The sequence below is a fragment of the Pedobacter sp. BMA genome (assembly GCF_001027745.1).
Classification (GTDB): Bacteria; Bacteroidota; Bacteroidia; order Sphingobacteriales; family Sphingobacteriaceae; genus Pedobacter.
Genome location: NZ_LECU01000004.1, coordinates 718,212 through 731,308, shown reverse-complemented (window position 1 = coordinate 731,308; position 13,097 = coordinate 718,212). Strand labels below are relative to the sequence as shown.

The window sequence follows — 13,097 nt, the reverse complement described above, 5'->3', positions numbered from 1 at the left end:
AGGATATGGATTTGAAATGGTGAATTTAAGAAAATTTTATAATGGTGATTAATAAAAAAAGCACCCCATTTATGAGGTGCTTTTGAAATTATAATGGGAAATAGTATTAAACCAGTTCAGCCAATGCTTCCTTGCTGAATCCTTTCAATTCTGAAAAATTGTCATTTTTAATTTTTTCTACCCAGTTCGGATCAGATAATAATGGACGGCCAACAGCAACTAAATCAAAGTCACCACGATCCATTCTGCGTACCAACTCATCTAGCGAGCTTGGCTCAGAACTCTGACCTGCAAAGGCACCAAAGAAATCGCCATTCAAACCTACAGATCCTACCGAAATGGTTGCTTTTCCGGTTATTTTTTTTGCCCATCCTGCAAAATTCAGGTCTGAACCTTCGAATTCCGGCTCCCAGAATCTGCGTTGTGAACAATGGAAAATGTCGATTCCTGCATCGGCTAACGGCGTTAACCATTGTTCCATTTCAGTTTCATTTTTGGCCAGTTTGAAATCATATGCTGCAGGCTTAAACTGCGACAAGCGAATAATAACTGCGAAATCTTCACCAACACGTTTACGAACTTCTTTGATCACCTCAACTCCAAAGCGGGTGCGCTCGGCTAAGGTTTTACCACCATAGATATCTGTACGGTTATTAGTTGCATCCCAGAAAAACTGATCGATTAAATACTGGTGAGCACCATGGATTTCAACGGTGTCGAATCCAAGTGCTTTAGCATCAGCTGCAGCCTGGCCGAAAGCAGCAATGGTGTCTGCAATAGCGGCATCTGTCATTGGAACCCCGTTTTCGAAGCCAGGACTGTTTAAGCTTGAAGGACCTTCGAATGGAGAGCTGGGTAACCATCCTGAAGCATGGTTGGCAGATATTCCCTGGTGCCAGATTTGAGGGCCCATCGTGCCACCCGTGGCATGAACATCGTTGATTACCTTTTGCCATCCTGCCAGGGCTTGTTCTCCAAAAAAATGAGGAATGTTTGGATCGGCAGAAGAAGAAGGACGATTGATTACTGTACCTTCTGATAAGATCAGTCCTACTTCACCAGCCGCACGCTTCGCATAGTACTCCGCAACTGCATCAGTTGGGATCCCATTTGGAGAGAAAGACCTGGTCATGGGAGCCATGACAATTCTGTTTTTTGTGGTTAATGATTTTAAGCTGAAAGGCTTAAATAAACTATCTGTATTCATATTGATTGCTATTTATAATTCTGTATTAATAATTTCACTTAATTTTTCAAGACCTTCCATATTCCGTTTGTAATAAGTCCACTGTCCAACCCTGGTGGCGGAAATTAAATCAGCACGTTGTAGAATAGATAGATATTCGGAGATGGTACTTTGTGAGAGTCCTGCTTTCATCTGAATTTGACCCACGCAAACACCCACATTTTCGAAGTCGGCATTAGGTTGATCTGGAAAATTTTCTGCAGGAGCTTTGAGCCAGTTTAGAATCTGCAAACGGGTTTTATTTGATAATGCTTTGAACACTTCTACTTGATCCATATCGCAAATGTATATCGACTTTTCCCGATATGCCAATTATCAGCCTAAAGATTACACAAAAATGGTAGATTGCCCTAAACTGTCAGGTTTCAAAAAGGGAAGTAATTGGAAAGTGTGGAAGCAACGTACGAGCTTAAAAAAGAAACGGGGATAAATCATACCGACCTATCCCCGTCATCTAAATTAACGCTCTCATATATATAAACACCTAAAAGGATGATTTATTATATCATGGCTAAATTTTTTTATTTTTTTTCTGCAGCCTTCTTCGCTGTGCTTTTTGGCTTTTTTTCTATTGCGGGAGCTTCTTCAGCAGCATCAGCTTTTTTCTTCGCCGGAGCCTTAGTTTTTTTTACTTCAACACCTGTTTCCTCAATAACCTCCACTTTCTTTTTGGTTGTTGTTTTAGCTTTTTTGGGTTCTATAACCTGTTCTTCAACGTCAACTTTCTTTTTAGTTGTTGTTTTAGCTTTTTTAGGTTCAGCAACTGGAGTTTCGTCTACAAATTCAGCTTCTTCAATCTTAGGTGAATCTGCTTGTTGCAAATAATTTGCTAAAACCTGTTTTAAGTATATTTCAGGTTTAGGCATATTTATCACCGTACCAGGTTCTTTATCCTGAGACTGTTTTATATAAGCTGATTTAATTTTGCCCCAGTCTTTGGAATAAAGCCTGATAAACATTTCCACAAATTGTTCGTCAGTATATTTTTTAGGCAACCTACCCAGCACTGCCTGAATTTTTTCTTCTTTTTTATGTAATACCGCCATCGATTTTATTTTGCACAAAGATAGCCTAAAATAATCATTATCAGATTTTAGGTTTTCAGGCTATTACATCTTCCAGCGTTACGTCCGTTTTCCTGTTCGCAACAAGTCTTTCGCGATGTTGCATACCCCAGTTTCTCAGCTCATCAATCACCTTATCCAAAGAGCCGCTGTATTCAGTTAATTCATAAGTAACGGTAACCGGCGTAGTTGGAAACACGTTGCGGATGACAAATTCGTTCAGTTCCAGATCTTTCAGCTCTTTTGATAAAATCTTCGGAGTAATCTCTCCCAGCGATTTTTGAATTTCATTGAACCGTTTGGGGCCATCCTGTAAACTCAGAATTAAAGGTAATTTCCATTTCCCGTTTAAAACATACAGCGCATCCTTAACCGCGTTCAGGCTTGCGCTGCAACTTTCTTTTGTATGCTTTTCTTTTCCAAATGCCATGCGGCAAAGTTAATAGCTTTCTGAGCGAATATTGCTATCGTTCAGTAAACTAATACCAAATCGATAGCGCTTTGAGCGCGTCTGATTTAGATAATTTCCCAAGATCATTTCCAGCCTTTTTTCATTTTTTTATAAGCCTTTTTACTAATTTTCGATTTCTTTTTCGATCTCGATTTTCCTTTCTTCTTACGGGCATTGATGTTATTAACCAGTGAATTTTTGACCCCTAACTTATTCTTCTTAAGTCCTTTTTTCTTTTTTTTGTCTTTTTTCTTGCCGCCTTTTTTCTTTACAGCTTTCTTTTTCGTTTTTGCCATAACATTTAGTTTGTAGTTAACAACATTGTTCTTTTAAAAAGGTTCACTTTAAATGAGCTTTCAAGCAAAGTACTTTGAGCTTTTAAACAAAATTTTAGCTTCCAGATTGCTATACCTTTGATTCAATAAAAAAGACAATCATGAAAAAAGTTTGGTTTATAACAGGAGCCTCCCGCGGATTGGGAAGGAGTTTAACAGAAGAAGCATTGGCAATGGGCGATCAGGTAGTCGCTACAGCAAGAAACACCAACATGTTGGATGATTTGGTTGAAAAGTTCGGGGAGTTGATTTATCCACTAACCTTAAATGTGACCGATTATAATCAGGTAGCGATTACCGTAGAAGCTGCTATTGCCCACTTCGGTAAGATTGATGTTCTGGTGAATAATGCGGGCTTTGGAATTGTGGGGGCTGCCGAAGCATTTAGTGCCGATCAGGTACGGAGTCAGCTGGAAACCAATTTATACGCGCCAATAGAAATTACCAGAGCTGTGTTGCCTTACATGAGGAAACAGAAGTCAGGGCGCATTTTTCAAATTAGTTCGGTAGGAGGCAGAGTGGGTAATGCCGGGATTTCCATTTATCAGGCAGCAAAATTTGGATTAAGTGGTTTCACAGAATCACTGGCGAAAGAAGTCAAATCACTGGGGATTCTGGTTACCAGCGTGGAGCCAGGTGGATTTCGTACAGATTGGGCGGGGGATTCCATGACTTATGCCCCAAAAATTGATGGATATGATCTGGTAGATCAAAGAAGTGAATTTTTTCAGAGCGGCGATTTCATCCCCACTGGTGACCCCGTGAAAGCAGCAAAAGTGTTAGTGAATCTTGCTGTGCATCCTGAACCACCAATGCACCTCATTCTGGGAAGTGAAGCTATCGGTATGCTTAAGCATGCAGATGAAACCAGGACACAGGAAATGGAAAAGTGGATGGGGGTGAGTTTATCTACCGACCATGATTCTGCTACAGATTTTCTAGATACTAGTCTGGGTAAAAGTTTCACAAATAGATAATTATCATGAGGGCATCTTCAACCGGATGATCTCAGCATAACAATTTCAAATAACCCGCTTATTTCATAATTTTGATAGCATGCCAAGCGAACTTAAACGTCCTAATATTTTATACAGCTGCTACTCGCACAAAAGCAGTGAAGGTGAACAGTTTATTGCCGACCATGTTTTTGGATATTTGATTTCCGGTACATCAGAAAACCAAATTGGCGAGGAAAAGTATATTTTTAATTCTGGGGACTTTAGATTCTTCAGAAGAAATCAACTGACGAAGTATACTAAATTTCCACCAAAAGATGGTGTGTATAAATCTATTACAATTGTTCTGGATCAGGAAACCTTACGCAGCATTAGTGAAGAATATAATCTTGTTGCACAGCAACAGGTTAAGACTCCTACAGCAATATTGTTTGAACCTAATAGGCTGTTTCAGAACTATTTTGATTCGATATCACCTTACCTGGAAAACAATAATGAGTTTAACAGTATGCTCACGAACTTAAAAGTTAGGGAAGCGGCGATGATTTTATTGCAAATTAATCCTGGGTTGAGCAATATACTCTTTGATTTTTCTGAGCCGGGTAAAATTGATCTTGAAGCTTATATGAATAAACACTATAAGTTTAGCGTAGATATCGGTCGTTTTGCATATCTCACAGGGCGAAGTCTGGCAACTTTTAAAAGAGATTTCAACAGGATATTTAATGTCGCGCCAAACCGCTGGATACAGCAGAAGCGCCTGGAGGACGCGTACTACCTGATCAAAGAAAAAGGTTGGAAATCTACTGAAGTTTATCTCGAAGTTGGATTTAAAGATCTTTCACATTTCTCTTTTGCTTTTAAGAAGGCTTACGGAATTGCGCCATCAAAATTATAAAAAAAAAGCATCAATTATTTCTAATTGATGCTAAAAAGGTTCGCTCTCAAAAAACCTTATTTTGTAACTGAAGTTAATAATCCACTTGTTGTAAAACTCGCTGCAGCAGTCGTGCTGGCTTTAGTATAGGTATCTCCCTGGTATAAACCGTGGAAATAGGTTCCTCCTGTTACGGTTCCGCCAGTATAAATATTAAACGTTGTGTTTGAAGCTAATCCAGGCATGCTAAATAACATCACCATTTTTGAATAAGCTCTTGGTACAACGAATGTGAATATATTTGTACCAGTAGACGATTCGATGTGTATCAACTGGTTAACTGTTGCTGCACTGGTGAATAGTACTGAGTTCTGTGTGCTTACGCTTGTAGTCGGGCTACTGCTTGCTCCCCCTACGCCAATTAACGTACCCCCGGTAATTTTAAACTGATTATTGTCGCAGTCAAATCCTTCTTCAGGAGAGATATAACCTGAAGATACGATTGTACCACCCGTAATGTTAATGGTTCCATTCGAATCTATTCCATCATTAAGTGTGCTATAAGCATAAACATTTCCTCCGTTAATCACTACCTGATTGGTTGCATTAAACGCGTCATCATAGGTTACACACTCAACTGTTCCACTGTTAATGGTTAATATGGCCTTGCTTTCAATTCCTTCTGCACCTGTACCTGATGTTTTAACTGAAATTGTTCCTCCGTTTATTGTCAGGTTTCCATCACTCTTTATTCCTTTTGCAGATGTATCATCAGAACCATAAGTATAGGTTGCTCCTGATGTGGTGATGTTCACCGTACCATCATTAATGGTTAAAGTACCATCCGCATTTATACCTTTTCCTCCGGTACCAGTACCGGCAATAGTTATTGTTCCTTTCTGCATCAAGAAATTGCCGTCTACTTTAATGCCCGATGCTGACTCAATCTCTTTATCCGTGCTGTCGTAGAATGCACCACCTGATGTTGTTATGGTTAAAGCTGCGTTCGTTACAGTGAAATCTTTTCCACTCTTAAACCCTTTTGCCGCACTACCGGATACCGCAACTTTAACAGCATCACTGCTGTTAATGATTGTGGCACCTTCGCTTTTGATCCCTACAGCTTCCGAACCCGTATTGGTTATGGTAATGATTCCCCCACTGATGTAAACAGACGGATCTATAGTGCTCTCAGTTCCGCTGTAAGTTGTGGATAGTCCATCATCTACACTCGCTATGGTAATTGTCCCTCCAGTGGTTTGGATGTACCCTTCCTCTACTTCAATTCCGTCGCCGGAAGAGGTAATATCCAGTGAACCGCCTTCCATTGAAAAATAATCATTCGCATGGATACCGTCTGAAACTGCACCCGTGATGCTAATGATTCCGCTTTGTATATCCACGTAATCGTCGCTGGCAATGGCATGTTTGTAATTACCCCTTACAATTAAACGTCCACTGCCTTTAAATACCAATTGACCTTCACTAAATAACGTACCTTTCATGTCTTCAGTTCCGCTTGCTGTGTAAGTCGATCCGTCGATTAATCTGTTATTGGTTTCGCCCACTAAGGTGAAAGTAGCTTTTTTACTGGATTGAATATTTATGGCAGGGCCGTTTGCACTAATCATGTCGGCCCCGTTTAATACCACCCCAAACTTGTAGCTGCTGTAGATTTTTACTGAACCACTGTTGGTACTTCCCGAAATAACATAATTGATTTCAGTACTCGCCGTAGTTGAGTTTATGGTTACTATTCCGTTGGTATTGGTAATGGTTACACCGCTACTCTCATATGGGTTTGTAACAGTTGCAATATTATTTGCATAAGCAATGGTTACTGCATTTGTAACGGTTGTATCTTTTGAATTGGTTACAATTGTAGCATAAGTTGTTGTGCTTGTAGTGGTTGTCTCATCATCACTATCTTTTTTACAAGAAATCATACTTGCAGATATTAATAAGAAACAGATTATTGATGGTAGAAATTTAAATATCCTCATTTTTTCATCGTTAATAAAAACTTGATGAAGATATTTTGAGAAATATTTAAAAAATGTTAAGACTCTACGAATGGGTACTTTGAGTCGATGAATATGGATTTCCCTTTTTGCTACAGCGTTATCCTGAAAAAGGATAACGCTATTATTTGTTGATGTTTATCTTTCCATGAATTCCATACTGCCCATACCAATAGGGGCACCTGGAGGCATTGCCTGGGCAGGGGTTGGCTGAAACTTAGCTGGTGATTCTTCAAATTCTTTTATCTGTGATAAGCCATATAAAATATTTGCTTTTTGCTTTAATCCCGCGCCGCTCACTTTTTCGATCATCCAGCTCTTAAGTTCAGAGATTTCTAATAACGCTTCGCCTCTGACACTTTCTGATGCACGCGTATTGGCAGCAAGTTGTAGCAGGTATTTTAGTGTGAGGTTATTTACAAGTATTTGTAATTGTCCTTTATATCCCGGTAACAGACTGGTTTTCCAGGTTTTTTCGATCAGCTTATCTGTAACCGCGAGCAATCCAGGCTGTTTTTCATCCCTTGCATTATATTCCACCAAACGGGAAGCCCTTTCCGGATTCAATAGCGAAGAAATGGTTTCGTTTGCTGCGGCTTCAGCTGTTGCAATCGGATCGAATGTTGGACCAGTATAGCCACTAAACATTTCTGCTGATGCAGGATAACCCGACGGGCGTGGAGGTATTTTTTGAATCAGGCTTTCTGGTAAAGCAAGTGCATCCGGACTAATCGTTGAGATTAATGCATCAAAAGCACTCCATTGCTGAGCTGGGTCAACCATCTTAGTTGGAACCTGCCCATCATTTTTTATTGCGTGTGTGAAATATAACCCACCTATTGATTTTGCAACAGCCTCAATTTCATAGCGGTGAAGTAAATAAATAGGGACCAGGACTTCTTCCAAGGTGGCCATCGGAGCATCTTTTACAATTGCTTTTTCAGAGAAATTATCCAGCACCTGTCTTCGGATTTTCATTAGTCTATTAAGTTCTGCGATTGGATTTTCACCATCTTCCCATTGATTAGCCGATGGATGGGTATAGCCTCCAATATCGGGGATATATTGAAAGCCCTGCTTCAAGGTTTCTTCCATTATTTTATCAAGAGCTGCATCTTCGTTCGTGCCTTTGGTAAATTCACTGTACCCCCACATGATGGCTCGTTTATCCCAGCTTCCAATCCCTTTTGCATATGCGTCAGATAAATCGATACTGCCGTCTGCTTTTTGTTTAATCCTCGGGAAAGGATAATCCATCACAGATGCCCGGTCTTTGACACTTGCTGCAAAATTATGGTTTAAGCCCAGGGTGTGCCCGATCTCATGTGCGGATAACTGCCTAATCCTCGCTAATGCCATTTCTTCCATCACTTTACTTACAGGCTTTCCATCTGTATAGGGCTGTAGTAAGCCCTCGGCAATTAAATAATCCTGACGATGACGGTCGGAACCTAGCGTTACCACACCTTTGATGATTTCCCCTGTTCTGGGATCTATATAAGATGATCCATAGGAAAAGGCCCTTGGGCTACCCGCGCGGGTAATCCAGTTTACTACATTGTAGCGTATATCCATGGGGTCGGCGTCAGCAGGTAACTCTTTTACCTGAAACGCATTTTTATATCCGGCAGCTTCAAAAGCTTCATTCCAGAAAGATCCGCCTTCTATTAGTGCCTTTTTAATTGCTGCGGGTGCGCCGCGATCAATATAATATACAATGGGTTTCACCGCTTCGCTAATTTTAGCATTAGGGTCTTTCTTCTCCAAACGATGTCTTCGTGTATATCGTTTAACCAACGGTTCGGACATAAGGGCCGAAAAATCTGTATAGCTAAATAATTGATAGCTTGATCGTGGATCAAATTTTCGTTGCTTAAAATGTTTATCGGGCAGTTCTACGAACGACTGATGCATGCGTACAGTTACGGCATTAGCATCCGGAGCCAGGGTTCCTCTTCCACTAGGGGCGCCACCAGTGAAAGTTAGCATGGCCTCAAACTCATTATTTTTGGGGAAGTTTTTAGTGTTAGGTATGTAAACAGCTGATCGGCTTTCGTCAACACGGTAAGTTCCGCCACCTGCTGCTGCCCCTCTGCCAGCTGCTCCACCCGAAGACGCAGGAGCGCCCATGGTAGCTCCGATATTCTGGCTGTCGCGAATAATAAAAGGCGTAAGGTCTATAAGGGTTTTATTTCCCTCTATTGCTACAGGAGCAAATCCCCAGATCACAGACTTGGCAAAAGATCCTTCCACTGTTTTAATTTCATCGGCATTTCCGTTCCCGGCACGATAGGCCAGGTTGGGTTCCAGTAGAAACACTTTTGGCCCTACCTTGATAAAGCGTGCAACATCAGCAGCAGCGCCTCCGCGTTCTGCATTTCTTCCGGCGCCATCAGTTAACGAGCTGAAATACAGAAAATCTTTATCAAATTGATCAATTTCCAGGAAAATTTTCCCTGTTTTTTCATCATAGTAAAAATTGAAATAGCCCTCAGATTTTTTGAAGTCTTTGGTGAAGTTCGAAATACTGGTTGCGACAGTAGCTTTAACTGCTGCTGGATTTTGAGCATGTAGTTGCATGCTCAGGACACCACTGATCAGCAATATTACAGCGTAAAGTTTTCTCATCATAAAAGGATAGGGTTAGTTGGTTTGGTTGTTGTAGGTTGCCCACTTTAGTGTGCAGAGCAAATATAATTTAAAGCGTTTGTGATGTTGAGCGATCCAGGTAACTTTTTACATATATAATGAAAAAAATATTTAACTATATTTATTGCTAATGGAGCAGAAATTAGAAGTATGGCAGCGTGGGCCGTTGCCCGATGTTAGGCCCTTGTTACAACCTGTAGCCCATGCACTATTGCAGGCAAGAGAAGAAGTAAACGAATATTTGGAAGGCTTTCCGAAAGAACTACTCTGGATACGTCCAGCTGGGATGGCTTCTGCAGGATTTCACCTTCAGCATTTAAGTGGGGTGCTGGACCGGGTTTTCACTTATGCGCGTGCAGAAGGTTTATCCCCTTTTCAATTTGAACAACTTTACGAGGAAGGCAAAGATCGGGCAAAGGGGTATAAAGTTGAAGATCTGGTTTCCCGGTTTAACGTCCAGGTTGATCAGGCGATGATACAATTGAAAGACACAGATGAATCTGGTCTTACTGAGTACAGGGGCGTAGGTAGGGCAGGCTTACCATCAACTGTAATTGGTCTGCTTTTTCATGCAGCAGAACATACCATGCGACATGTTGGCCAATTAATGGTTACGGTTGCCGTAGTCAAATCTGAAGCTCAAAAACTATAAAACAAAAAAGCACCAATCTTTTGGATTGATGCTTTTGTAGCCCGCAGGGGAATCGAACCCCTATTTCCAGAATGAAAATCTGGCGTCCTAACCGGTAGACGAGCGGGCCTTTTAATCAGAGTGTCTTTCAACTCCTTTGGTAGCGGGGACACGACTCGAACGTGCGACCTTCGGGTTATGAGCCCGACGAGCTACCAACTGCTCCACCCCGCACTCTATATCTTCAAATTTTCTTCGTTTGAAGGAGTGCAAAAGTAGGAATAGTTTTCATATTCGCAAAGCCTGAAAGCTTTTTTTTTCAAAAAAAAATATCTCTCAAAAGTAGAGAAGTCAATTTATACTATTTTTATATTGTAAATGAGTAGATTACACTTTGTTGTAGCTTCAATCTTTTATTAGGGCTCAGCAATGATATTAAAACTTTGAGGCTAACTGGAAATGTGCTGAAATTGCTAATTGAATTAAACGCAGAGGATCAAAGGAAAGGCAGACTTTCCTAAAAGTGAGGGCCTTCATAAATGGATTTATGTGATAATTGTGAAAGTGATCTTATCTTTAAAAAATCTTTAAGATGATGGAAATATCATAATTATTGTCAGGAACGCCTTTGATTAATCGAAGTAAAATATACAAACTAAAGTTCAATGAAAGTTTTTTTAAAATCGTCACAGACGGCGACTTGAAAGCTGTAAAAGAAAAAATCAGTGAAACAAATATAAATGTTTTGAACGTTAATGATATGTCCCTTTTACAAGTAGCACTTCAAAATAAACGAGATGAAATCGCACATTACTTAATAGAAAAGGGCATTAATGTTAACAACCAGGATAATAAGGGAATGGTTGCACTACATTATATCGCTGTCTATAAAAATGACTTAAATTTAGCGAAAGCAATTCTTCAAAAAAATGCAGATATAGAGGTCAAAGATAAGTTTGGTAATTCTCCCTTATGGACGGCTATTTTTAGTGCTAAAGGAGAATACGGATTTATCAAACTGCTATTAGAAAATAATGCAGATTTAAGATCCATAAATGCCGCCAGAAAAACGCCGTACGATTTGGCCTATATTATGAAATTTCCTGAGTTAATAAGTTTAGTTACCGAATATTCTGCCTGATGCTCCTACTTTTCCGCAAGCAACGACTTATTTTAAAACAGCCGCAATACCTTTCAGTGATGTAATATCACCTATCGTTTTTTCAAGCCCTCATGACAATCATTGACTTATTTCTTTAGAACGATCCCAACAAGCCGGTTATCTTTTGTAACCCGGTAAATATCCTGCCACCATTTTGCACCTCCACGGCAAGAGGTAATAATCATTTTATTTTTTTGCCGAGTGTAACATCGCAAAGGCAACTGCATTTACTTCTTTTATCCTCAGACGGTAGAAGTGCATTATATCGCCTGGTCTTAGTGGTATAAAGCCAAATGTTGAACGCCCGATAAACACCCATTCCAGCGTCCGGAATTGAAAACGCGAAATCATCATAGCCATCAAAATTGTAATCCTCGATGTAACTTTTTCTTTCGGCTTCCAATGCATCTATTGCATCGATTTGCCATCAGGGCCGTGGTAAATATATAAGCTAAAGGGCTTTTCTTCATCAACCGAATTCAGGTAGTAAGACTGGGCCTACGCACTTAAACTACCGATAAAAAATAGCGTAGCTGTTCACAAAGTAATGATTGTTTTCACCAGGGGAAATGGAAATGTTGGTTTTATGTGTATGTAATAGGAGCATAAACTATGCTAATATTATCTTCTTAAGATACGGAAATTCGGGAGTGGTCTCAGAAATTTCTGTTAATGGTTTTTGAGTTGGACGTTGTGCATAGGTTTTGGCAATTTGTAAGGAGCTGGTTTTTGTAACTAAAAAACTGCGGCTGGTGGGCTGATCCTCGCTTCCATTGACTTTTTTAATCGAACTTAACAATTTCCTGATGGAAAATCTAGTGGCAAAAGGCATACATACTACGATAATTTAAAAAAAATTATATATTAACGATATGATGAAGTCCATACTTTACAGTCTCTTATTAATCTTTGCAGTATTAGTATCATGCAAACAAAACAAGTCATCTCGAAGGGCCATTGATACTGTGCCTAAAACCAATACAGCCATAGATAAGATATCGAATCAGAAAGATGTTTATATTGGTAAGGAATTCTTTTCAGGCGATGAGCTAAATAGCGTCGAAACTTTCAGAGAACAGAAAACTGGGATTGACAGTATTTCATACAGTATTTATAAAGAAAGAACAAATAACCGCTATATCTTTTCCCTGGAAAGATCTTTAAAAAGTGAAGACGTTGAAAAATACAGGATCATCGATACGATCAACCTAAGATTTGCAGATGTAAGTGTGAGTATTGATGATCTCGGCAGCAATGAAATTTTGTACTTAAAGTCAAATGAAAAACTCCTTAAGAAATGGACTTTTGATAAACATAAGTTTCCAGCAAGCGGTAACCAATTTACAGGAAGTTATACCGGTCATTTTTTAAGAATGAAAGAGGAATCGGGAGATGCACGAGGTTGGGGAACAATTAAAATAAATATCAATAACGCATCAGCTAATTTTCAACTTGATAGTTATGTGGAAAATGTAAAGAAAGATCTGATAAGAGTAAAAACACAACCGTCTAAAATAGTTTTTGCTGATAAAGAAGATCGTAGTTTGACTTTAATAATCACTAAAAACAGCAATAAATATATTTTGAAAAGCAATTTTATAGATCAGCTGGTCGGTACCAGAGAGACATACAAATTGAAAAAAGACCTGTAAGGTTTATTACATTAATGTTTATGGCCGCCTAATTAAGATAGGACTACACCCTA

The 13,097-nt window shown here is 39.6% G+C and carries 12 protein-coding genes and 2 tRNA genes; 5 read left to right on the top strand and 9 right to left on the bottom strand.

The window, feature by feature from the left end; all coding sequences use genetic code 11:
• Positions 1–106: 106 nt before the first annotated feature.
• The 5 genes from AB669_RS09350 to AB669_RS09330 form a co-directional block, all read right to left on the bottom strand.
• Positions 107–1,207 (bottom strand): NADH:flavin oxidoreductase, encoded by a 1,101-nt coding sequence (locus tag AB669_RS09350; RefSeq protein WP_047798980.1) that lies wholly within the window; start codon positions 1,205–1,207, stop codon positions 107–109.
• A 12-nt stretch (positions 1,208–1,219) separates the two neighbouring features.
• Positions 1,220–1,522 (bottom strand): helix-turn-helix transcriptional regulator, encoded by a 303-nt coding sequence (locus AB669_RS09345; protein WP_047798979.1) that lies wholly within the window; start codon positions 1,520–1,522, stop codon positions 1,220–1,222.
• A gap of 245 nt (positions 1,523–1,767) precedes the next feature.
• Complete coding sequence (locus AB669_RS22410) at positions 1,768–2,292, bottom strand: hypothetical protein (RefSeq protein ID WP_231582656.1); 525 nt, start codon at positions 2,290–2,292, stop codon at positions 1,768–1,770.
• Positions 2,293–2,347: 55 nt separating this feature from the next.
• Complete coding sequence (locus AB669_RS09335) at positions 2,348–2,740, bottom strand: helix-turn-helix domain-containing protein (protein ID WP_047798978.1); 393 nt, start codon at positions 2,738–2,740, stop codon at positions 2,348–2,350.
• 104 nt (positions 2,741–2,844) lie between these two features.
• Positions 2,845–3,057: a hypothetical protein gene (locus AB669_RS09330; RefSeq protein WP_047798977.1), complete on the bottom strand. Its 213-nt coding sequence runs from the start codon at positions 3,055–3,057 to the stop codon at positions 2,845–2,847.
• A gap of 140 nt (positions 3,058–3,197) precedes the next feature.
• On the opposite strand from AB669_RS09330, the gene AB669_RS09325 reads away from it, so the two are divergent.
• Together AB669_RS09325 and AB669_RS09320 are read left to right on the top strand one after the other, a co-directional pair.
• Entirely contained in the window at positions 3,198–4,073 is an 876-nt protein-coding gene (locus AB669_RS09325; protein WP_047798976.1) for an SDR family NAD(P)-dependent oxidoreductase, read from the top strand.
• A gap of 79 nt (positions 4,074–4,152) precedes the next feature.
• Positions 4,153–4,950, top strand: coding sequence for an AraC family transcriptional regulator (locus tag AB669_RS09320; RefSeq protein WP_047798975.1), 798 nt, complete (start codon positions 4,153–4,155; stop codon positions 4,948–4,950).
• 56 nt (positions 4,951–5,006) lie between these two features.
• Here the strand turns inward: AB669_RS09320 and AB669_RS09315 are convergent, their stop codons facing one another.
• Both AB669_RS09315 and AB669_RS09310 read right to left on the bottom strand, forming a co-directional pair.
• Entirely contained in the window at positions 5,007–6,875 is a 1,869-nt protein-coding gene (locus AB669_RS09315) for a carbohydrate-binding domain-containing protein (protein ID WP_197082382.1), read from the bottom strand.
• 213 nt (positions 6,876–7,088) lie between these two features.
• The gene (locus tag AB669_RS09310; RefSeq protein WP_053058345.1) at positions 7,089–9,581 is read right to left on the bottom strand and encodes a zinc-dependent metalloprotease; all 2,493 of its coding nucleotides are present in this window, start codon (positions 9,579–9,581) and stop codon (positions 7,089–7,091) included.
• Between the two features lie 148 nt (positions 9,582–9,729).
• Between AB669_RS09310 and AB669_RS09305 the strand changes: the two genes are divergently transcribed.
• Positions 9,730–10,251: a DinB family protein gene (locus tag AB669_RS09305; protein WP_047798972.1), complete on the top strand. Its 522-nt coding sequence runs from the start codon at positions 9,730–9,732 to the stop codon at positions 10,249–10,251.
• Positions 10,252–10,288: 37 nt separating this feature from the next.
• Here AB669_RS09305 and AB669_RS09300 read toward each other — a convergent pair.
• Positions 10,289–10,360, bottom strand: a tRNA-Glu gene (locus AB669_RS09300).
• A 28-nt stretch (positions 10,361–10,388) separates the two neighbouring features.
• Positions 10,389–10,464, bottom strand: a tRNA-Met gene (locus tag AB669_RS09295).
• A gap of 379 nt (positions 10,465–10,843) precedes the next feature.
• On the opposite strand from AB669_RS09295, the gene AB669_RS09290 reads away from it, so the two are divergent.
• Both AB669_RS09290 and AB669_RS09275 read left to right on the top strand, forming a co-directional pair.
• Entirely contained in the window at positions 10,844–11,371 is a 528-nt protein-coding gene (locus AB669_RS09290) for an ankyrin repeat domain-containing protein (protein ID WP_156166712.1), read from the top strand.
• 893 nt (positions 11,372–12,264) lie between these two features.
• Entirely contained in the window at positions 12,265–13,044 is a 780-nt protein-coding gene (locus tag AB669_RS09275) for a hypothetical protein (protein ID WP_047798969.1), read from the top strand.
• The last annotated feature ends 53 nt before the right edge of the window (positions 13,045–13,097 follow it).

Bases quoted from the DNA above. Each gene is read 5' to 3' on its own strand.
- AB669_RS09350 (WP_047798980.1), bottom strand. From the start codon at position 1,207: ATGAATACAGATAGTTTATTTAAGCCTTTCAGCTTAAAATCATTAACC.
- AB669_RS09345 (WP_047798979.1), bottom strand. From the start codon at position 1,522: ATGGATCAAGTAGAAGTGTTCAAAGCATTATCAAATAAAACCCGTTTG.
- AB669_RS22410 (WP_231582656.1), bottom strand. From the start codon at position 2,292: ATGGCGGTATTACATAAAAAAGAAGAAAAAATTCAGGCAGTGCTGGGT.
- AB669_RS09335 (WP_047798978.1), bottom strand. From the start codon at position 2,740: ATGGCATTTGGAAAAGAAAAGCATACAAAAGAAAGTTGCAGCGCAAGC.
- AB669_RS09330 (WP_047798977.1), bottom strand. From the start codon at position 3,057: ATGGCAAAAACGAAAAAGAAAGCTGTAAAGAAAAAAGGCGGCAAGAAA.
- AB669_RS09325 (WP_047798976.1), top strand. From the start codon at position 3,198: ATGAAAAAAGTTTGGTTTATAACAGGAGCCTCCCGCGGATTGGGAAGG.
- AB669_RS09320 (WP_047798975.1), top strand. From the start codon at position 4,153: ATGCCAAGCGAACTTAAACGTCCTAATATTTTATACAGCTGCTACTCG.
- AB669_RS09315 (WP_197082382.1), bottom strand. From the start codon at position 6,875: ATGATTTCTTGTAAAAAAGATAGTGATGATGAGACAACCACTACAAGC.
- AB669_RS09310 (WP_053058345.1), bottom strand. From the start codon at position 9,581: ATGATGAGAAAACTTTACGCTGTAATATTGCTGATCAGTGGTGTCCTG.
- AB669_RS09305 (WP_047798972.1), top strand. From the start codon at position 9,730: ATGGAGCAGAAATTAGAAGTATGGCAGCGTGGGCCGTTGCCCGATGTT.
- AB669_RS09275 (WP_047798969.1), top strand. From the start codon at position 12,265: ATGATGAAGTCCATACTTTACAGTCTCTTATTAATCTTTGCAGTATTA.